A 21,467-nucleotide genomic window follows, 5' to 3' on the forward strand; every position below is an offset into this window, starting at 1 on the left:
GAAGGCGCCGGCGGCGCTGGCCAGTGCGTTATGGAAGTCGACTTCATCAACGCTCAAAGACAACTGTTCCAGCAAAGCTTCGAAGACGAGCTGCATTTTCCCCTGCGGCTGTTTTCAATTAAACTTGGGACTTTCTGGCCTCTTGGCAGCTACGGCGAGGAGAGTCGCCCCCAAAATATCGACGCTGGAGAAAATTCACCGCGGTGATTGCTCCCCGGACGTTCGATCATGTGAAGGGAGATGCGTGCGACCTCCACGCCGGCTGCCGTCAGCCCCGCGTCGGGAGCTGCGATGGTGGCGGTTGGCATGGCGTAATAGAAATGTCGAAGCTCGATATGCCATCCGGATCTGCTGATGACCTCCTTCTCAAACTCTCGATGGCGGACGCGCTACAATCACCCTGATTCAGCGGGTCAAAAATGGCACCCTGCCGGTAGGGAGGTGCACCGGCAGGGTGCGCCGCACAGACGCCCTGGTCGTTGGGCAACAGGACAGCGGCGGCAGAACTGATTTGGTTATCGCTTGCGATCGAAGCTATCCGAAGCATGCTTAGAATCTGACGGCTTGAAGTTTAGCAGTTTCGGTCGGCTCGGCGCGAAATGCGCTGTCAATCCGTCTTCACCATGGGACACCAATGGGCGACCAGTCCTAACGACAGCCTGACGTCAAAGCGTCTGGCCGTCGGAAAGTTCATCCCAGGGACCACCTACATTGGTTACCCCGGAAGGCGTCGAACCTCCGGCTCGCTCCTGTCGAACAGCGTTCGCATGTTCATATCGCACCCTCGGCCTTCAACGCGTGATAGGTTGTCTCGACAGATTTAGCGGTTGCGTCGACGATTATGTCGATCTCCTTCCGGGTGATGATCAAAGGCGGGGCAAAGCCGAGGATATCGCCGTGCGGCATGGCGCGGCCGATAACACCGTTCTCGAACAGAGCAGCGGCGGCGCGAACGCCGACCTGAAGATCGGATTCAAACGGTATCCTCTGCTTTGGATCTCGCATCAGCTCTACGGCGGAGAGGATTCCGACACCACGAACCTCGCCGACGATGGGGTGTCCCGCCAGTTCGGCATTCATGCGGGCATGCCAATACGGTCCGATATCGCGGACATGCTCCAGGATATTTCTTTCCTTTAGGAGTCGAATATTGGCGAGCGCGGCCGCAGCGCAAAGCGTGTGACCCGAATATGTCCAGCCATGGCCGAGGGCGCCATGCTTCTCTGTTCCTTGTTCCAAGACCGACCAGACGCGGTCGCCAATGATTGACCCGGAGATGGGCAGGTAGGCGGAACTCAAACCCTTGGCGATGGTCACGAAGTCCGGGCGCATGCCATAGAGGTGGGAACCGAATTGCTCACCGGTTCGTCCAAACCCGCAGACCACTTCGTCGGCGATCAGCAGGATATCGTACTTGTCGAGCACGCTTTGGATCGCGGTCCAGTATCCTTTTGGGGGTGGAACGATACCGCCTGTCCCAAGCACCGGCTCTCCGATAAAAGCTGCAACGGTCTCCGGGCCTTCAGCGAGGATAAGGGCTTCAAGTTCATCCGCGCAGCGTTTCGAGAACGCTTGCTCACTTTCGCCGTCATGCGCCTGGCGATAGTGGTGCGGCGTCGTGGTATGGCGTACCAAGTCTAGCGGCAGGTCAAAGAAATTATGGAAGAAGGCAAGGCCTGTCAGGCTGCCGGTGACCAGCCCAGACCCGTGATAACCACGATGTCGCGAGATAATCTTCTTCTTTTCAGGGCGGCCTAGAATGTTGTTGTAGTACCAGACCAGCTTGATGTTGGTTTCGTTGGCGTCGGAGCCGGAAAGGCCGAAAAAGACCCTTCGCATGTTCTGACCAAAATACTCGACCACGGCCTCTGCCAAGAGGGCGACTGGCTCCGTACCTTGACTTGCATAGACATGGGCGAACGGCAATTCGTGTGCTTGCCGGGCAATGGCATCGGCAATTTCCGTGCAGCCATATCCCATATTGACGCAGTAGAGCCCGCCGAAACCGTCGAGGCTCTTTCGGCCCTCGGTGTCCCAGATATAGACGCCTTCCGCACCGGCCATAATTCGGTTTGGCGTCTCGCCTCGGCTGTGCTTGGCCAGATGCGTAGACGGATGAAAGACGAAGCTTCGATCCTTCTCTCTGAGTTGCTCGGTTCCCAGATTGCTCAACCGCATAGTCCCTCTCCTCGCGATGGATTGGCGGAGGGCACTCGGCCGGCCGCCTCCTTAGCAATAAGCATACCGCAAACGCCTTTTGAGTTTCGCGGGAATGCACGTCTTTCGCCGACGAATTGGCGGAATTGCCATCAAACGCCGTAGAAACCACGGCTTCGGCATTCACCGTTGCTTTAGTTCGGACAAGGGAATCGGCGAATTGGATTTGACTGGTTTGGTCACGACAAGACTGTAATATTGATCAATCCCTAGGCCTGCCTGCAGCAGTCCCTCCATGAAATCCTGATACGCGGCCATAGACGGAGATGCGACGCGCATCAGATAATCGATCCGTCCCCCGATAGCCCAGCAATCCAGGATTTCCGGAAATTCTCGGATCGCAGTCTCGAAGTGTCTTTGGTCCTCTAGGCGATGACGTTCCAGCACGACCTCCACCATGACAAAGACCATGCCGCCGATGAGGGCCGAACTCAGCCGCGCGTAGAACCCCTCAATAATCCCTGCTATCTCGAGTGCACGGAGCCGCTCCGAGCAAGCCGACGCCGAAAGATGAACGCGTTTTGCAAGCTCGCTTTTTGAAATTCGGCCGTCTGACTGAATCTCTGAGAGAATCCGGAAGTCCCAGGCGTCCAGGCGCGCAGGATTGGGTTTCGACTTCATGACCTTCTGCTCTTAGCCGTTGTCGACAATGGAATTGATGCCAGCCAACGGAGCCTGGCCGGCAAGACTCAAACGCCGATGTTGCGTGCGATGCTGTCCGCCGCCATGCGCTTACGCCACTCAAGAGGCCCGGAATTGTGAATGGAGTTTCCCTCAACATCGACAGCCATGATGACAGGCATGTCCTGCACCTCGAATTCATAGACTGCTTCCATGCCCAGGTCTTCGAAGGCAATGAGCCGCGCTGACTTGATCGATTTTGATATCAGGTAGGCAGCCCCACCCACTGCGATGACATACGGCGTTTTGTGTCTTACAATCGACTCGATGGCCGCCCGTCCCCTCTCCGCTTTGCCCACCATCGCGAAAAGCCCGGTTTCGGCGAGCACCTTGTCCGTAAAATCGTCCAAGCGGCTGGAGGTTGTTGGGCCAGCCGGTCCGACGACCTCATCTCTCACGGCGCGGACGGGTCCAACGTAGTAGATAACGCGCCCCCGCAGATCGAACGGAAGTGGCTTGCCGGCGTCGATCAACTCGACGATTCGCTTATGGGCGGCGTCCCGGCCTGTCAGCATCTTTCCGGACAGAAGAAGCGTTTCACCGCAGTGCCACGATGCCGTCTCTTCCTTCGTAAGTGCATCGAGGTTGATCCTTCGCACGCCGGCTGGACTCAATTCGTCGGTTCCAATATCGGGCCATTCGCGCAAGTCGGGCGGCTGAAGCCTGATGGGTCCAGAGCCGTCCAAGGTAAACTTCAGGTGACGGTTGGCGGCGCATTGCGGAATGAGTGCCACGGGCTTGGACGCGGCGTGGGTAGGATAAGTCGCAACCTTGACGTCAACGACTGTCGTCAGGCCACCAAGGCCTTGGGCGCCAATCCCCAGCGCGTTAATCCGTTCATAAAGCTCGATCCGCAGTGCTTCCTCTGCGCTTGAAGGCCCCCTGGCGATCAATTCCGACATATCGATGGGCTGGTTCATGGCTTCCTTGGCCAGCAGCATCGCCTTTTCAGCGCTACCACCGATGCCAACGGAGATCAGGCCGGGCGGACACCACCCACTGCCAAGCGTCGAGACTGTATCAACAACCCAATCGGAAACGGACCCGCCGGGGTTTAGAGTGGTAAAGCGTGCCTTGTTCTCTGATCCGCCGCCTTTTGCGGCGATGGTGATCTCAATTTGGTTACCTTGTACAAGGTCGACGTGGATGACCGCTGGAGTGTTGTCACGGGTGTTGACCCGCCCGGCGAGCGGATCGGCTACGATCGATGCCCGAAGGGGATTGTCCGGATCGAGATAGGCCTGACGGACACCCTCATTCACGAGGTCTGCGAAACTGACCGTTGATTTGATGCGGGCGTCCATCCCGACCTTCGCGAAGACCACCACTAGGCCGGTGTCCTGGCAGATCGGTCGTCGCCCGAAGGCCGCCATGCGGGAATTAAGCAGAATCTGCCCTATTGCGTTCTTCGCCGCTGGGCTCTGTTCGCGCGCATATGCCTGCGAAAGAGACCGGATATAATCTGGAGGATGGTAGTACGAGATGTACTGAAGGGCGTCGGCCACGCTCCTTGTGATGTCCTTGCCGGCGATCGTCCGTGTTCTATATCCCACCGGATTTCATCCAAATGAGCTGAGGCCGTTGACCATTTTCAAGATCTGGAAGCTCCGCACTCCGAGCTCGCCTCCTTCATATCCATAGCCGCTTTGTTTGACGCCTCCATAAGGCGCGTCCGCGGAAACCCCTTTCAGGTAATTCACACTGACAGCGCCTGCTGAAAGACTGTTGGTCAGCTTTCGTTGCGTATCGGCAGCGTCCGTGAAGAAATAAGCGGCCAAGCCATACTCGGTGGCGTTGGCTTCCTCGATAGCCTCCTCGAGCGTGTCGAACGGCGCCACCGTGAGGATCGGTCCGAACGGCTCTTCATGAAGTACTCTCGCCTCCTTCGGTACGCGCGATAGGATGGTTGGCGGCCAGTAAAAGCCCGGTCGGTCGAGGCGGGTGCCACCTGTCTCGATGCGGGCACCACGATCGACCGCATCCTTGGTCAGGCGTTGCATGGCCTCGATTCGCCGCGCGTTTGCCATCGGTCCCATCTCCGTTAAAGGGTCGTCCGGTAGCCCGATCCTGATCTTGCGGACAGCTTCCGTCACCCGGGACAGGAATTGCTCATAGAGAGGCCGAGCGACGAGTATTCTGCTCGGCGCATTGCAGCTCTGGCCCGCGCACTCGAACTTGTATTCCGAAATTGCCGGTATGGCCTTTGCCAGGTCGGCATCCTCGCAAACAACGACCGGGGAGTGTCCCCCAAGTTCAAGGATGCAGCGCTGCAAGTTATTCGCGGCGAGCGTGGCCAGCTGTTTTCCAACCGCGGTTGAGCCCGTGAAGGTCAAGACCTTGACGATTGGCGAACTGAGCAGATGCCGCGATATATGCACCGGAACACCGAAGACAAGATTGACCACGCCGTCGGGGATGCCTGCTTTGCGCAACGATTCAACGATATGGACAGCCGCGCTCGGTGTCTCTTCGGCCCCTTTGAGGATCACCGGGCAGCCTGCCGCCAGCGCGGGGGCGAGCTTGCGGGCGATGAGAACGGCCGGATAGTTCCAGGGCGTGAAGGCAGCAACGACACCGAGGGGCTCCGGGACGATCATCCGGTTCAGGCCCATCGGAATCGGGGCCGACAGCTCTTCGGCATGCCTGCCGTTCCATTCCAACGTTTCGACAGCGCGCGCGTACTCACCTGCCGCTTCGGCAATCGTCTTTCCCTGTTCGGCCGACAGGTCCCTCGCTGCGGCTCCAGCTTTCTCTGCCAGAATCCTGGCGGCGGCTACGAGGATCTCGCCCCGATCTTTGGCTGCTCGTGAGGACCACGAGTTGCGGCTCCGTTCTGTCGAAGCAAGAGCCTCATCCAGATCGGACACCGTCGCCGAGGCCACCGAGGCAAATACCTTCTCGGTTGCCGGATTAATCACCGGCAATGTGGCTCGGCTACCACCGGCTCGCCATTTGCCGTTAATGAAGAGCTCGTAGCTCGTGGCGTCGGACATCGCGGGTTCCACTTGTCTGAAGTCTTGCTGGTGCGAGACCAGCCGATATTCGTACCATGGGCTCGCTTCGCTACAGTTTCATCCCGATGGTCACGTCCGGTCAAATATGGAATATCGCCCAAAACCATCTCGAATCCAGATCGATACTGCCCAAGCAGCGCGGGGGAGTGGTCCCATGCGGATCGGCCTGAAAACAAAGGGAGCTATTCACCCCAGATTATCATTGGAGCTACCGGATGATTTCGGACAGGCTCTTTGTCCGATCGAATGGCTGCAAGCAGCCACCCCATTCTTGCGCAATTCGAGCTCCTTTCGCACGCACGACCGGCACTGCGGAACTCACTTCAAGATCAGGTCGTCGAGGCAGAACTTCCTTCTCGCTCCGCGACCGCGGAGCGGGTTAGTCTTGGTAGAGCTTTTCAGTGGAAGTCTACGATACCGGTCGATTCCCTACTGCCACCGCGGTTTCGCAGGTGAGCGGGAAGTGGCATTTGAAGCGGCGGTCCTTTTCATCCGAATCGGCTCCAGGTTCGGGGAAAACCCGGGTGCAGATTTCCTGCGCGTACCGACGCCGCGTGTGGAACTCGCAGCCGGATGGCCGTCTCAGCATGCCACCTCGCCTTTGATCTCAATGCGACTGAGAACGGCATCCGGATCGGGCACGGGGTTGGCCGGCAGCAAAGCTTGCGTATAAGGATGACGCGGGTAGTCGAAAATGCCTTTAGTGAGCCAATCTCGACAATGCGACCGAGAGAGATACATGGTCCCATACGATCGGCCATGTGGCGGACTAGGTTGAGATTGTGTGTGATGATCAGGATGGCGATCCCAGCGAAACGTCGAGCCAGGTCACCCGCCTTCAAGAGTTCCGGCGCGCAGTTATAGAGATGGCCCAAGAATTGCTCGGTCTGCTCATCGAACAAAGTCGGGTCTTCGCTCAGCAGACATGCACAGTTTCGGCGCGACGGCAGCCGCCATCGCGCATTTGACGGAGCGGTCGATGAGCACTGCTGGCGGGCGGCGGTCTACCTGTAGACGGTCGCCCTGCTGCCTGCAAAGCCGCGGCACTTGTTTTCGCTCCACAGATGCACCCGTTGCGTTGGCCTTCCTGCCAGCGTCCTTCGAGATACTCTTGGAAAGAATCCATGAGAACCGAGCGCGCGGGCGGCCGCCGGTGATCGGGCTCCCCGCCCGCTGCAAGCCAGCGCTCGACCGTTCTCACGCTCATGCCGGTCCGGGGCGCGATCTGTCGCGGCGACATGCCGGTCGCCCGTAAATCAACTTCAGCATATAGTTCACTGCGCTGGTTGCGGCGCGACCGGCGCAGGCCACAAGCTTCGGGGAAGTCTCCACTGATGGTTCCGGATTGGCGTCGTCATCGCCACTCATCTCGGCCATCATAGCCTTTCCGGCGGCACTGACCGCTTTGCGATGGTGCCGAGGGCCAGACGTAACGCTTCGCCCAGATTCTGGAGAAGGTGCCAGCGGGCGGCGACCTGCGTCGCATCGGGAGCACCGCGACGGGCGCCGTCAGCATAAACGCCGGCGCGATTGCGAGCGATGACTTCGATGCCCAGATGACGTTTCAGCATAACGCGACAGTGTTGGCATTTTGGTCCGGCAACAGATCGAGGACTCGGGTTGCGCTCCAGATCGCAGATGATCGTTCCGTGGCGCTGCCGCTTGCGCCAGGCCCAGTCGTCGATGCCGACCACCCGCGGCGCGTCCGGGGCCTCGAACCCGGCTGCGCGGATCATCCGCAGCAGCGTATCGCTGCTTACCGGCATGGCGAGTTTGCGCGACAGGCGCGAGCCGGATTCACCGCCGACTGCGAAGCCGATCACCGACTGGCTCACCGAGGCGGGCGGTGCGTCTCGCTTTCGGCTGCACCGTCTTCGGCAATCATTCCGTAAAGATCCGCTGATGGCATTGCGGATCGGCGCAACGGAACCGCTTGGCGTGAAGCCGGATTTCGACAACCTGTCCATGCCACGGCAGATCAGCCACCCGGGCGCATGTAGTGGCTGTGGACGCGACCGGTTCGGTAGCCGCAGGAGGGACAGCACGATTCTGTCGCCTTCGGCCGGGCTACAAGCACCACCTTATCGGCCTGAGGGAGAATTTGGACAATCGAAAGCTCAGGCGAGACCAGCGAACGGAAGGCGTGGAGCACGGGCGAATCACCGGCGTCGACTGCGATTCCGACTCTATGGACTCATTCGCACCGCCCGTGAATCCCGGCCCCTGCACCAAATATGCGGAAGATCCCAGATTGTCGCGCTATACGCCTTCCTCCCCGCCTCATGTCCGCGCGGTATGTGAGATGATTTATTTTCCGTTAACCGCTTTCTTTTCATCAGTCCGGGAGGTGAGGGCCGCACATCGTTCTTGTTCGTCAATGGCCGGAATGGGTGTGATCGACCAACCGATCAAGTCGACGGCACGCTGAAGTATCGCCTGGGTGAGAGGAAGACTGGATGACGCGGCGATGACATGTCCTATACAGTCTCGATAATCGCCTTTTCTGACTATCGGTGTTTTGGGTTCAACATAGAACTTGACCTCGGCAACACCTGATACGGCAGCCGCCCTGTCGCCATCGATCCAATCGAGGGTGCCGTCGCGATCAGCAACCAGGAACCGCGCGGTCGCAGTTTCCAAATGGCTTCTGCGCAAATTCCATTCATCACCGATCACAAGCTTGATGTGCTCGGTGATGAGATCGACACCGTAAGCCAGTTGGACCAGTTGAGAAGTGGGCGAACCCCCAAGGCGCGGATTGACTTCAATGACGACCGGGCCACGCTTCGTCCACCGGAGTTCAATGCACGTTGGCCCCCAGCCAAGGCCGAGAGCTCGCAAGCAACTCAGCGAAACGTCGGCAATACGCTTATGCTCTTGATGAGTCAGCACGGCCGGATAGGTGAGCTCACGATAGACGAAATGCGGTGGACGGCAGAAATCAAAGGCGCCAATTCCAACGACCTCATTTCCCATTATATCAATGCAATAATGGGGGCCTTGTGCGAATTCTTCGACCATTATCCTTGGCGACGACCGCCCTATGTGCTTGCCGTGCAACAGATATGTCGTATGTTCGGCTAACTCATCCACGTTGCGGCACAATCGGACACCGACGCTGCCGCTGCCAACCGCAGGCTTAACTATCACCGGCAGTCCGATCTCCGCGGCAGAATGCTCTACGTCCGCCGCATTTACCGCCAAGCGATAAGCAGGTATCGGAACGCCTGCGGCCGCGAGAAGTTGACGCTGAGTATACTTATCTAAGCATTGTTCAATAGCTTCTGGATTCGGTCCAGGTAGATCGAAGTGCCGACAGAGCTTGCTGGCTGTCACATAAAACGAATCCGCGGCACTTGTGATGCCCGCGATTTCATAGATCGCTCGTAGCCTGGAACATTCGCGGATCAGCGCATCCAGATCGTCTGTATCAATACGGATTGTCTCAGCCCCTTTAGCCGCAAAATGGTCATACCGAGTTGGATCGGTCGAAAGGGTAATTGGCTGAAGGCCAAAACGCTGAGCAGCCTGGACATATAGCAGACCCGAGCCCATTGTCGTGCCTCCAAGTTGGATCAGCGCTTTTGCCATTGGCTGTGGACCCTTCTGTGCGTGGCGTGCGGCCGTCTGAAGGATTGTCGGCTTCCTTGTAGCCGCGCTTGACCTTAGACCTGGCCCGACCATACCATCGTCAATATTTTGCGCTGTTAAGAATCTGCAAATTTTATTTCGAGTTTTGTTGCAACGGCTGCCGTTCGAACTTTTGTGGGCGGCTTCGCAAAACCGGACAGGGACGGGCCACAACAACGCCGGCAAGTCGCTCCTCCACATAAGCGCGCAAGGTGGCCTTGAGCGCAAGCTTGGCCCGAGAAGTGCGATCTCCTCGCGCACTATCTGACAGATATCGCCGGGAGAGCGTCTTTGCTGAGGATGAACATCGCGGTAGCATACCGCCGCCTCTCGGGACCCTCTGGTGCCCACAGGCTGCGAGCTCTGGCTTCGAGCGCAGCATCTTCGCTACTCAGCCCTGCGGCGATCGCCCGCCAGAATCCATTCTGTTCATCGCGCAAGAGCCCACTATTCCTCCATCAGCACAGCGAGAACGTTACCGCCCTCACGACGGTCCGCCGAACAGGGAAGCCTGCCATGATCGTCCTCTCTCGGCGAGGTTTGCAGACCTTTTTGCCGTAGCGGCCTGCTGGTTTGCGCGAACGGAGGTGCTGTCGATCATCTGGATGTCACCGTCGTGCGCGGCGGTGATGGCATCAATCAGCCGGTCCCACACGCTCGCCATCCGCCATCGCACGAAACGATTGTATCAGGTGGTGCGTGGGCGCTCGGGCAGGTCGCGCCACGGCGCTCCGGATCGCAGCACCCAGAAGGATACCGTTCAGGACGCGGCGGTCGTTAACGCGCGGCACGCCTCTGGGCTTGTTGGGCAACAGCGGCTCGATCACGCGCCACTCGAAGTCGGTCAGGTCATATAGGGTCATACCGATGCTGAATCACTTTCAGATGGAGGATGAAAGCCTCCCTTCGCAAGCCTAAGCCGAAATCTGTGCGGACCCACTCGCTGCGTCCGTTATCGAGCAGTTCCCAATGAGGCCACCCGGCGCGGCCACAATTGCATGCAAGATTGTTCAATTCAGTTCAAAGGCGGAGTCATCGTCTTCCGGTAACAGCGTTATAAGTTCTCTTACATCGTCATGAGAAAGAGACTGTAATAGCGCCTCAACGCACTTTCCGGCAGCATCGAATTGCTCCTCGCCAAGCTTTTCGGTCAGCCTCGGACTGATTTCACAAAGCTCCGCGACCGCCTTCTGGACCATAAGCCCTCTCATCATCGGAATGATGGATTATAATGGCATGAGGCTCAAACCGTTTAGGGTTCACGGCCTAGCACTACTTTGGCAGATTTTTAGCGGAGAGGGTTCTGCGGCAGTGGGGACAACGGATTGTGGGCGGCTGCGCGAGCGCGGTGAGGATGGCTTGCCTGACGGCGGGTAGGCTCGGTTGGGGCGGCGGGCCGAGGATTCTTTTTTCCCCCTCCCGCTTGTTTGAGGCGGCGAGATTGCAGGAAGGCGTAGGCGATCATCGTCATCAGCGCGTGCCGGTGCAGGCCCGTCCATGAGCGCCCCTCGAAGTGGTCGAGGCCAAGTTCCTCCTTGAGCTGCTGATGCGCCTGCTCGCAGACCCAGCGCGCCTTGATAGCGACTGCGATCTGCTTAAGCGGGTGTCGGCGGGCAAGTTGGAGAGGTAGTATTTGCGCTCGCCGGTCGAGCGGTGCTCGCCGATCACCCAGACCTCCTCGCCGGGCAGATGCTGAGCGCCCATGTCGCGGATGCGCTGGGGTGGGCCATCTGCAACCCGGACACGGACAGCGGCGAAGCGCGCCGAGAGGCGGCCTTTGGTGCCACGCCGCCAACTGACCGTCCGCCATTGGGCTTTTTCCAGCATCGCCTGCGCGGTCATCGACTTCACATCGGGGATATGCCGGCGGCGCGGGCGGTCGCGTCCGGCAACGGGGAAGATCATCGCCACGTCGGCGGCATAGACCTTCTGCTTGAACGGGATGCCGACGGCCCAGATCAGGCCGCGCTCGGTGAGCGCCTGCCGAAAGGGGGCGCTTAAGCCATATCCGGCATCGGCGAGCACGCAGCCAAAGCGTAAGCCGGCCGCGCGAGCCCGGTCGATCTTGGCCAGCGCGATTTCGGGCTTGGTCCTGTAGGCACGATGGTCCTCGGGCACACCGGCACGGTTGAGCCGGACGGGGTCGGAAGTCCAGCTCTCAGGCAGGAACAGCCGCAGCCCCACCATGACCGGCACTTCGCCAGAGGCCAGCGTCAGCGACACCAGCGTCTGGCAGTTGGCGTTCTTGCCAAGCGCCGAGGCATATTGCGGGGCGACGCCGAGCGAGTGGCGCCCCTTCTTGGGGAGCGCGGTGTCGTCCACGATCAGCCACGCATCGCTCCCGCCAACTTGTCTGTCGGCCTCCGCGAGCAGCACCTTCTCCAACGGCGCAGCATCCCACACGCCGCTCGCGATGAAGTGGTGCAGCTGGTCATAGTTGATGCCTGCGTCGCGCGCCGCCATCGGTTGGACGCTCTTGCGATCCCCAAGGCCAATCAGCCCAGCAATATAGGCCGGACACATCCGCGCACGCGTCTTGTGCCTCAACGCCGAGACGAACGGCTCAAGCCACAGCTCCAGATCGAGTTGCCAATCCCTGTTCATGGCCGGCCCTCCAACAGCCGACCTCTCATGAATCACGCAAAACCGCTCTTGGGAATCTGGAGGCTTCTGTGAGGTCCGCATGCTCGACGGAGCGGGCCGGCTGGTTGTCGGACCTCATTGCAAACCGGATTGAACGAAGCGGCGGGACGGTCTGGCGCTATGGGGATTGTAGCCTGGAGGAGAGGTCGGGATCGTCGGTGCCAGGCTGGTGAAGGGCGTTCACGATGCGGCGACAGCGAAGGATGGTACGGTGGAAGACGGAACCGGGATGGCGCGAGCCGTCGGATAGGCTGCAGTGCTTTCTATCGCCGGGCTGGCTGCTTGCGGCTTTGTGCGGCGGGCCAAGGGTCGAGGTGCCGGCGCGCATGGCGACGGATACCGACCCGGGTGATGTGGACGCACCCGGCGTGATCATGAGGTGTCGTTCCAGAAGGGGCGCGGCGGTGCCTGGCCGCACCGCCAGATGGCGAGCGTGATCATTGGCTCTCCGCAGCAGGGGCAGCAATGCGCCGCCGCAAGGCGCTCGGCGGCGACAGCGGCGCTTTCGGCATCCGGTTCGAGATTGTTCTGCTGCGATCCGGCCAGCAGCCTGCGGCACAGGTTGAGCTTGGCGGCGCGATTGCCGTTGGCGAGGAAGCCGTGGTGGCGGATGCGATGGAAACCGTCGGGCAGCGTGTGTAGGAGAAAGCGACGGATGAACTCGTGCGCGTCGAGCGTCATGACCTTGGTCTTGCCGCGCTGGCGATAGTCCCGCCAGCGGAACGCGACCCGATCGTCGGCCGTTCTGATCAGTCGGGAATTGGCGATGGCGACGCGATGGGTGTAGCGGCCGAGATAGGCCAGCACCTGCTTCGGCCCGCCGAAGGGCGGCTTGGCGTAGAGACCCATTGATAGCGACGAACCTCGGCGAGCAAGCAGACGAAGGCATCAGGCTTTGCCAGGTAGGCGAGATCGCCGAAGAAGCCCAGCCGACCCTCATCATAGGCCGCTCGGAGTTCCTCCAGAAAGAGACGGCGGAACAGGCGCGACAGCACACGCACGGGCAGGAAGAACCCCGGCCGGCAGGCGACCCATCGCCCGCCATCGAGGGAGATGCCGCCGCCCGGGACGATGCAATGGAGGTGGGGATGATAGGTGAGGTTCTGGCCCCAGCTGTGCAGCACCGCGATGAGACCGATCCCGGCGCCGAGATGTCTGGGATCTGCGGCGATGGTGCGCAGCGTCTCGGCGACCGCCTTGAACAGGATCGTGTAGACCGCCGCCTTGTTCTGGAAGGCGATCGCGGCGATCTCGGCGGGCAGCATGAACACCACGTGAAAGTAGGGAACCGGCAGGAGCTCGTCCTGCCGCGCGGCGAGCCATTCCCGGCAGGCCTTTCCCTGGCACTTGGGGCAATGCCGGTTGCGACAGGAATTGTAGACCACGCGGATCGCCCCGCAGGACCGGCAGCCCTCGACATGGCCGCCCAGTTCGGCGGTCCGGCACAACTCGATGGCGCTCATCGTACGGCGCTCGACGCGTCCGAGATGACCGTCATGAGCCTGCCGATACGCCTCGCCATGGCGGCGGAAGATATCCGCCACCTCCAGTCTCGCCGACATGGGCGGAACCGATCAGCCCGGCGGCACGACTTCGATGTTCAGCCGGTCGAGCGGGCTTGTCGTGCGCCGGATGAGGCCGTTCGAGACCTTGGTATAGCGCGCCGTCGAGGACAGATTGTTGTGGCCGAGCAGCACCTGGATAATGCGAATGTCGGTGCCGTTCTCCAGCAAATGCGTGGCGAAGCTGCTGAGCGTGTGGACCGTCACACGCTTGTCGATGCCGGCGGCCGCACGCGCCGAGCGGCAGGCCGAATACAGCACCTGCACGTCGATGGGGCGATTTGCATCCCGGCCCGGAAACAGCCAGCCCTGTGGCTTCGCCAGCCGCCAGTAGACGCGCAGGATGCGCAGAAGCTGCGCCGACAGCATCACGGTGCGGTCCTTGCCGCCCTTGCCGTGCTCGACCCGGATGACGCCGCGTTCGCTATCGATGTCGCGGACCTTCAGCCCGACGGTCTCCGAAGCGCGAAGGCCGGCGGCATAGGCCGTCGTCAAGGCGGTGCGCGTCTTCAGGCTCGGCACCGCCTCGAGAAAGCGGACAACCTCGTCGGCGCTGAGAACCACCGGCAGCGTGCGTGGCGCGCGGGCATAGGCGATCCGCTCAGGAATCTCGGCATGACCCAACGTCACGCCGTAAAAGAACCGCAGTGCGCACACCGTCTGGTTCAGCGCCGGCCACGAGATTCCGGTCGAGACCAGATGCACTTGGAAGGCGCGAACATCCTCCAGGTCAAGCCGGTCCGGGGATCGGCCACAGTAGCGGGAGAACTTCGCTACCGCGTGCACGTAGGATCGTTGCGTGGCCGGCGACAGATTGCGGATCGTCATGTCCTCGATCATGCGCCGGCGAAGCGGGCTCAACTCGGCCATCTCATTGCTCCTGTTCTCAAGGTTGCGCTTCAACAGCAGCAATCCTTCAAAACAGAAGCGTCATCCGCAAACCGGTGCACCAAATGCCGCGTCAGCGGCTTCGTTCAATCCTCAAAACGCTCCCAGAACTAAAAATCTGCCAAAGTAGTGCTAGTCTGAGCGGTCGATTACGGGCGCTTGCTATTGAACGTTTCGACCGATATCACTCCCCCCGTCTTCGCCGACATGATCGCTGCCTGCATGAGAGCGAGACTGCCAATATTGTCACGCCCCAGGCTGGCGAATGGTGCGACCGTGCCGATCTTGACGGCCCTCGCAAAGGTCGCCAAGCTTTCTCGACGTCCGAACGATGCCATCTCGGGAAGGCTGATCGGCACTACGGAGTGGCCGCGCTTTCGGATCGTGACGTGATCGCCGTCCAATGTGACATCACGGTCACCGCGACAGGTCCAGATGATCTCGCCCTCGGCGCATTCCAAATGCCACTCGCCGCCATACGGCGTCTCCACTCCACCACTAAGCCAGTTGCCGCGATAGGTGACGACGGTGCCTCGATCGAAGATGATCGTCGCAGCCGCTGCGGGCGGTTCTCTGAACCAACTCCCTTGTGGCTGCCAAGCGGTACAGTATACCTGCCGGGGTTCCTGCCCGAGCACCATACGCATCAGGTCAAAGTGGTGGATACCAAGATCCTCAAGAAGGGGCTGTCGTAAGGCGTGATAAGGTTCATCGACCGGCGTACGGTTCAGGAATCGCCGGAATTCAATGTGGACTGCGCCTACCGGTCCGAGTACTTGCTCTCTGACAAGCCGGGCAGCACTGATAGCAGCAGGAAAGAAGCGGAAGTTCTGGCTCACCATAAGTGTTAGGTGGTAACGGTCCGCCAAATCAGCGAGGCGCTCAGCCTCAACGGTCGTAGGCACAAACGGCTTCTCCACCAATACGTGCTTGCCGGCCTCCAGAGCAAGTTCGACGAGAGAAGCATGGGCCCGGATGTCCGCCGTAACCAAGACAGCGTCGGCATCGGTATTCGAGAGTGCTGCCTCGAAGGTTGGGAAGCACCGGTCCGGGCGAGCCCCCAAACGCAGTTCCACTCGCTGCAGCGCCTCAGGATTCGGGTCGACCCAACCCACCGCCTCGACTTCGGGCACCTGAGGTACGACGGCCGCAGCCCAGTCTGTACCCCAATGACCAAGCCCTACCTGAACTATCTTAGTTGGCATAATACCCCCTATCGTTTAGACTATACAAACTGCAGATGTTGCTTCAATGGGGCGGCGAGCAAGCCACCAACGTTCCCGGCTCCTCCTGCAATCTCGGCGCTCATAAGTTTAGCCGTTGGCAATACATTGTACCTGGGTTGCATTTGCTTTCGCTGCATCCAGTGAATTGAATCTGCCACGGGCTCGGTGTCGTGTATAGTGAATCTTATGTAAAATTTTCGTTGCTTGATCTTCAACCGAAGTCCATCAATGCGTCGCTTTCGCAACCGTAGCGAGCTGCTGCGAGAAGGACACAATAACTTCGTATTGCAGAAAAATGAAGGCGGAATATATATGGCCAATTCCGACTTATCGAAATCATATTCTCTATATTTGGCTTGACGGGCTGATTAACAATGGGCACAATCTATCTAAAGGGGATCGGTGAAAAACGCGCTTGAGATCCACTGAGAGACCTCTGGAGCAAGCTACTCCTGCATTTTTTTCGACCGTCCCGCAGGTCACTCGCTTCTCTTCGCGGTTGGCGCTTTGGTCGCCGCATGATGGGCTCAGGAGAGCGAGGCGTCTCAATCTTTCGTGTTGCGTGTTCCTTTGATTTGTCTCGGTTCACGCCGCCAGCGCGGCAGGCTCCTTCTCCAAAGCGGAATTCCATTGCCTCGGCCCACATGCGATGCAGATGACCGCCAGCTTGCGTGCCACTACCACACGGGCGCGTTATACTGCGGCGCTCGGCGATGTTCGTGCCCCAGGCCCCGAGACTGAAAATGAGCGTGGACGTCTCACAAGCCCGTTTCTTGCTGACCGCAGAAAGGGCTCAAATGCAGATGCCTCAGCTGAGAGGCGTCGAGAACTGCGATTGGACCCAAGGGGTTTAGACACGCCGTGCGGATAACAAATTAGGAGAGGAGTTTCCTGTATGAGTGACAAGAGCATTGTGCAAGCGTTTGAGACTTCGGAGTTTCGGGCTCGGCTCGATAAGGTGCGCGCGTTGATGTCCAATGCTGGGATGGATGCGCTGGTGGTCCTCTCGCAGGCTGATCAGGTTTATCTCGTGGGATGTGAATTTTTTGCCTATTCGCCGCAGGCTGTGCTCGTGATGTTGGATTATGATCCCTATTTTATTCTGCGCCAGATGGATGCCGACACTGCATCGGACGCAGGATGCTGGCTTCCACAGGACCGGGTTGTCGGATATGCCGAAAGTTACATCACCGGCGCCGGCAGAGAGGGCGCGTGGGAAGTCATAGGACGGTTCGTCAAAGACAAGGCTAGGGCGTCTGCACGTATCGGGGTCGAAGTCTCTGGGCTGACGCTGTCGGACTACGCCATACTTGTGGGCGCGTTGGGAGTTCAGGAGCCGCTTGACGCCAGCGGCTTGGTATCGACTTGCGCGCTGGTCAAGTCCGAGCGAGAGCTTTTGTACATGAAAGAGGCGGCGGAGATAGGCGACCGAGCGATGCTTGCAGGCATGGACCGGATCGCCGTCGGCACGCGGCATTGTGAGGCAGCCGCTGCGATCATGTCGGTGCTTTGCGCTGGAACCGAACGCATGCCCGGCGGACCGCCACCGTGGCTACCGCACATTCGGGGTGGCCAGCTCTCCAATGCGCCGCACCAGCCCTGGATGGACGACACATTTGCGGCCGGCGAGCAGTATTTTCTGGAATTGTCGGCTGGCCGACATCGGTACTCGGCTCCGCTGACGCGGATGGCTCATCTCGGCCCGGCCACACCACGCCGGAAGAACCAGCATGAAGGCGGGCTGGCGGGCCTTCAGGCTGCTGTCGACGCAATGCGCCCAGGCGCGACCTGCGGCGATGTCGCTCGCGCGTACGATGCGGCTATCCGGTCATATGGCCTCACTAGGCCGTCGCGCATTGGCTACTCTATTGGTGTTGACTCGAGCGTCGGCGCGAGCCTGGCGCCCAATAATGACACTGAGATCCTGGCCAACATGACCTTCCACCTCCAGTCTGCTTTCTACGAGCGTGGCGAAAGATACATGTTGAGCGACACCGTCCGGGTAACCGAAAATGGCGCGGAACTGATGAGCGCCATCCCGCACACCTTTGACGAGCGTCCAGCATAAACCGTGCGGGCGAATACAACTCGCGCAAAATGTCGATCGCGACGGCCGTACCGACAATCGGTGACGCACCTCCTTTTCCGCCCGTGATCTTGCGCTACGGCCTGATCTTTGCACGTAGGGGCGCGGGCGATGTCGGCCGTCGCGTCGCCGATGCAGCTTTTTATCGAAGTAGCACGCCGCAACCACGGACCTCTTTGGCGAAAGCCGCGCGAGGGAATGTATTGTAGCCGGCAGACGACGACCAACGGAACCTGGATCGGCCACTGAGGCTTTGGGGGGCAATATCTGCTCGCTAACCCCGACACCCGGATCGCGGTGTCTATATGGCCGCGATAAGAAATCAGGCCGGCGATAGTGGTGCCATATACCCCCTTCTGATCCACATGATGGCCGAACTCGCGCAATCTTCCGCTCATCCTCACCATCTGGGCCTAGTTGGCACATCCGCGTTTTAGTCCGAAGTTTTCATTTGTGAGTTTGGCAAGTGCTTGATCCGACTCGGGGTTTTCGGTTACTGGACACATGACGGGTCGAGGGCGAGCAGCCGGAAGGGGGCCTCCTGCAGCGCGGTTGGTGTGGAATTGAGGTGAAGCGGTGCTGGGCGCGCGCTGGCACGCGCATGGTATTGCGGACCAGCGTACCGAGGTGAACGATGAGGTCGGCGAAGCTCATGACCCGATGGCCGTCGGCCGAGCGCTTGGTGGCTTTCTTGGATTTCACGGCCGCGGACGGTTCGGTGGCGGCGACGGGCGAGCTCCGCTGCGCCCTGGCGGTCGCAAGCTCGGTGTCGTGGAACAGCAGCGGCGCCCAGGCCTGTCGCAGATGCCATTCGACGTGATAGGCGAGCTGCACAGAAAGACATGAGCGCGCACGCGTGGCGCCGTCCAGTGGCGGATCGGCCGGATTTCGAGATCGACGGTCTTCAAGGATCGGAAGGCCCGTTCGACGCGCGACAAATCCTTGTAGGCCTGGACCGTCTCTGCGGCGTCGAGATGCTCGGCCGGCACGCTGGTACGGATGACATAGATGCCGTCGAGGCGAGCCTCTTCTTCGATCTGCCCGATCCGTCGCCGCCAGGTGAGCGCGCCATCGCCGATCTCGACATCGAAGTGCTTGGCCATTTTCTTGCTGTCGAGCACGGCGCCGACCGCCATGCCGATCTCAGCGGCGCTGCGCAAGCGAGACCCTTTGCGCCGGACCCGCGCGTCGATGCGGGCCAGCTCGCGCTCGGTAGCAACCAACAAATCCTCACGCTTGCGCGCGCGTTCGGCGGCAAGGTCGCGATTGCGGCACACGATCAGCCGCTCGCCCGGGAACATGTCGGGGGCGCTGATTTCGGCCAGATCCCGCTCATCGAACAACGACAGCTGCAACGGCCCGTTCTGCGCCGCCAGCGCCTTGGATCGCCGGTGCGCGCAGGCAGGTGATCCAATCCAGGCCCGCCGGCTTGAGATCATCGCGGATGCGGGCCGCGGTGACCATTCCCCGATCCCCGACCAGCACCAGGCGGCCGATCCCGAAGCGATCCTTCACCTTCTCGACCTGAGCACTCAGCGTCGATGGATCGGCGGTGTTGCCGTCGAAGACTTCCACCGCGATCGGCAGCCCCTCGCGCGTGCATAGCAGCCCGTAGACGATCTGCGGCCGATCGCCCCGGTGATCGCGGCTGTGGCCATAATCCACCAGCGGACAGCAGCGGCCCGCAAAATAGGATGTGCTGACGTCATAGAGCATCAGCACCCCGTCCTCCAGATGCCGCCGCGCCAGGCCATTCTCGATCCGCGTCTGACGCGCGAGCAGCCAGTCCAGCGCCTCGCGCTCCTTCACCTCGCCCAAGCCCAATACAGCGCCCAGGCTGGAGGCCGCCGTCGCCTCATCCACCGCCCGCACAAACCCAAGCTTGGAGGGCGCGCAATCAGCCGGTCGACCATCATCGCAACCACCAGATCGCAATGACGCCGCGATGCCGCATCCTTCGTGGTGCTCAGAATCAGCCGATCCAGCGCTATTGTGCGGATCATCCCAAGCGCCGCAGCCACATGGCCGTGGGGCAGCGAACGCTCGATCTCCAGCTCGCCCGGCCCGGTGCCGATCACCGTCCCGCCCCTCAAGATCGCCTTCAGTGCAGCAATCACATCGCCAGGCAGCTTGCTCAGATTGGCCAAGGTCCGCTTCTGCGCGCGGCCCTGCTCGTAGCGATAGCTCTCCCGGCGCAATACCGCAGGCGGCGAGTTCCGATTCGGTACCGTCTCCACTAACATCACCGAATCGAATCACATCTCAACCGATTTGGAAAGCCCTACATGGACATAAATAGAAAGCCATTGCGGGCCCAAAACCCCGCGGTTCCTGGACTCCCGCCGTTTTTAGAGCGCAACTTCGGTTTAGTATTGTTTTATGGCTCAGATCAAGGTCGTGCCCCCATCAGGTGGTGTAGCTCGGCGGTTACGAAGCCGCTCACGAGCGCGCCGTTGGTAGCGCTGTAGCGAGTGAGCGGCAGGGCTGGGTGATTGCGGCCCGAACAGCCACAATGTCACAGCCGATGCATGCTGCAAGAGAAGACAGTTCGCTGTCCGTGGCGTCCTCGTCCATTGCTCGGGGCCGGCATCAACGTCGCCGCATATCAGTGCAGCGAAACGTCGAGCTAGGTCACCTGCCCGGCGGTCAGCATAAACCTGCAAGCTGAACGACGTCGAGCCGCTCGGCTACCTTGCCGACGTGCTCACCAGGATCGTCAACGGCAACCCAAACAGCCAGATCGACGATCTCCTGCCGTGGGCCTGCCTCCCGGCTCTCGAGCTCATACGGACTTGCAGCGACCGCGACCAGCGCAATCAGGCCGTTTATGTCGTGGCGGGAATCGATTGGCTGTGTCGCTAAAACGACCTTCACCTCAACCGCAAGGGCAATCACTGCGCCACTCGCAACGCACCCACAACAGCAGCCGAGGGCTGGTTCGACCGAACCCGTCAGGACGAGGCGGCTTCCACTGATCTCAAGCTCGATCCGACCCTGGCGATCCCGGCGCTTCCGTCTTACTGCCTGGTTGGCAATCGTAATCAGCACAAACTGCAGAGCTCTCGTCTCTGTCGTCACGTCTGCGTTCACTAGCCCTTGACTGCCGCGACCAGACTCAATCAAGCCACGGCTGACGCACCAACGCCGTGTGATGCGGCAATAATGATCATCTACGTGCCTGTCTTGATGCCTGGCATCACTGTTGTCCCACTACATCCGCCAGTGCTCCTTGCAAATCAGCGACAAGCCTCGGGGGCCCAAATACCCGCGAGGTGGATGGATCGTCACAACCCTTAGGTCGGAATAGTCAAACGATCGCCATTTCCTCTTAGCCGTGCTGCCGAGTTCAACCGCTGCCGGCAAAGCTGGCTTGTCCAATCCGTGCTTCTCGCTCCAAGCTGTCAAGCTTGATCTGTTGTTCTGGAATGCATCGCCGATCTAATGTAAGACCGTATGTCCGCTTCTGCCGGTGAGGTGGCTCGCCCTACACTGCGCGTCCGAGGGTTGCTCGGGCGGTCCG

Annotated in this window: 11 protein-coding genes and 6 pseudogenes; 2 read left to right on the forward strand and 15 right to left on the reverse strand. The window is 60.2% G+C overall.

The genetic code is table 11. The annotated features are described in order from the left end of the window. From AC0L2L_RS32925 to AC0L2L_RS32990, 14 genes and pseudogenes are all read right to left on the reverse strand, one after another. A pseudogene (locus AC0L2L_RS32925) lies at nt 1–96 on the reverse strand (LuxR family transcriptional regulator); the annotation flags it as partial. A gap of 675 nt (nt 97–771) precedes the next feature. Further along, entirely contained in the window at nt 772–2,178 is a 1,407-nt protein-coding gene (locus AC0L2L_RS32930; protein ID WP_473583965.1) for an aminotransferase, read from the reverse strand. 162 nt (nt 2,179–2,340) lie between these two features. Continuing rightward, nucleotides 2,341–2,838, reverse strand: coding sequence for an Lrp/AsnC family transcriptional regulator (locus AC0L2L_RS32935; protein WP_473583966.1), 498 nt, complete (start codon nt 2,836–2,838; stop codon nt 2,341–2,343). Between the two features lie 68 nt (nt 2,839–2,906). After that, a complete protein-coding gene (locus AC0L2L_RS32940) occupies nt 2,907–4,451 on the reverse strand; it encodes a fumarate hydratase (protein ID WP_473583967.1) in 1,545 nt (514 codons plus the stop codon). A gap of 6 nt (nt 4,452–4,457) precedes the next feature. After that, nucleotides 4,458–5,891, reverse strand: coding sequence for an NAD-dependent succinate-semialdehyde dehydrogenase (locus AC0L2L_RS32945; protein ID WP_473583968.1), 1,434 nt, complete (start codon nt 5,889–5,891; stop codon nt 4,458–4,460). Nucleotides 5,892–6,828: 937 nt separating this feature from the next. Continuing rightward, nucleotides 6,829–7,248: a helix-turn-helix domain-containing protein gene (locus AC0L2L_RS32950; RefSeq protein WP_473583975.1), complete on the reverse strand. Its 420-nt coding sequence runs from the start codon at nt 7,246–7,248 to the stop codon at nt 6,829–6,831. 40 nt (nt 7,249–7,288) lie between these two features. Then, nucleotides 7,289–7,879 carry a transposase gene (locus AC0L2L_RS32955; RefSeq protein ID WP_473583969.1) on the reverse strand — a complete coding sequence of 197 codons (591 nt, stop codon included), beginning with the start codon at nt 7,877–7,879 and terminating at the stop codon, nt 7,289–7,291. A gap of 340 nt (nt 7,880–8,219) precedes the next feature. After that, nucleotides 8,220–9,503 carry an ATP-grasp domain-containing protein gene (locus tag AC0L2L_RS32960; RefSeq protein WP_473583970.1) on the reverse strand — a complete coding sequence of 428 codons (1,284 nt, stop codon included), beginning with the start codon at nt 9,501–9,503 and terminating at the stop codon, nt 8,220–8,222. 586 nt (nt 9,504–10,089) lie between these two features. Beyond that, a pseudogene (locus AC0L2L_RS32965) lies at nt 10,090–10,405 on the reverse strand (IS5 family transposase); the annotation flags it as partial. 147 nt (nt 10,406–10,552) lie between these two features. Further along, nucleotides 10,553–10,741, reverse strand: coding sequence for a hypothetical protein (locus AC0L2L_RS32970; RefSeq protein ID WP_473583971.1), 189 nt, complete (start codon nt 10,739–10,741; stop codon nt 10,553–10,555). A gap of 89 nt (nt 10,742–10,830) precedes the next feature. Next, nucleotides 10,831–12,146: pseudogene (locus AC0L2L_RS32975) on the reverse strand (IS701 family transposase). Nucleotides 12,147–12,557: 411 nt separating this feature from the next. After that, a pseudogene (locus AC0L2L_RS32980) lies at nt 12,558–13,747 on the reverse strand (IS91 family transposase). 12 nt (nt 13,748–13,759) lie between these two features. Next, nucleotides 13,760–14,617, reverse strand: coding sequence for a site-specific integrase (locus AC0L2L_RS32985; protein ID WP_473583972.1), 858 nt, complete (start codon nt 14,615–14,617; stop codon nt 13,760–13,762). 167 nt (nt 14,618–14,784) lie between these two features. Continuing rightward, nucleotides 14,785–15,840: a Gfo/Idh/MocA family protein gene (locus tag AC0L2L_RS32990; RefSeq protein ID WP_473583973.1), complete on the reverse strand. Its 1,056-nt coding sequence runs from the start codon at nt 15,838–15,840 to the stop codon at nt 14,785–14,787. A gap of 916 nt (nt 15,841–16,756) precedes the next feature. Here AC0L2L_RS32990 and AC0L2L_RS32995 point away from each other — a divergent pair. Beyond that, a complete protein-coding gene (locus tag AC0L2L_RS32995) occupies nt 16,757–17,929 on the forward strand; it encodes a M24 family metallopeptidase (protein ID WP_473583974.1) in 1,173 nt (390 codons plus the stop codon). Between the two features lie 511 nt (nt 17,930–18,440). On the opposite strand, the pseudogene AC0L2L_RS33000 reads toward AC0L2L_RS32995, so the two are convergent. Further along, nucleotides 18,441–20,190 (reverse strand): annotated as a pseudogene (locus AC0L2L_RS33000) (IS1634 family transposase). A gap of 412 nt (nt 20,191–20,602) precedes the next feature. Here AC0L2L_RS33000 and AC0L2L_RS33005 point away from each other — a divergent pair. Beyond that, nucleotides 20,603–20,710, forward strand: a pseudogene (locus AC0L2L_RS33005) (transposase domain-containing protein); the annotation flags it as partial. Between the last annotated feature and the right edge of the window lie 757 nt (nt 20,711–21,467).

The organism is Mesorhizobium sp. WSM4832, assembly GCF_055811115.1.